The sequence below is a fragment of the Cobetia sp. SIMBA_158 genome (genome assembly GCF_046566945.1).
GTDB classification, from domain to species: domain Bacteria; phylum Pseudomonadota; class Gammaproteobacteria; order Pseudomonadales; family Halomonadaceae; genus Cobetia; species Cobetia amphilecti.
Window position 1 is genome coordinate 1 of record NZ_JAWJYL010001271.1, and the last position, 228, is coordinate 228.

Sequence of the window (228 nt, forward strand, 5' to 3'; positions counted from 1 at the left end):
GACATCGGCTCGTCGAGCAGCAGCAGCTTGGGACGCTTGACGAGCGAGCGCGCGAGCGCGACGCGCTGCTGCTGACCGCCCGACAACTGATGCGGCTTGCGCTTCGCGAAGCGCGTCATCTGCACGAGTTCGAGCGCGTTGGCCACGCGATCCTTGAGCTCGCCCTTCTTGACGCCTTCCTGGCGCAGCCCGAAGCCCACATTCGATTCCACGGTCATATGCGGAAAG

At 64.9% G+C, this 228-nt stretch carries 1 protein-coding gene; it reads right to left on the reverse strand.

The features are described 5' to 3' along the window. A partial coding sequence (locus R2R70_RS23815) for an ATP-binding cassette domain-containing protein (protein WP_410979463.1) occupies positions 1–228 on the reverse strand: 228 nt, incomplete at both ends.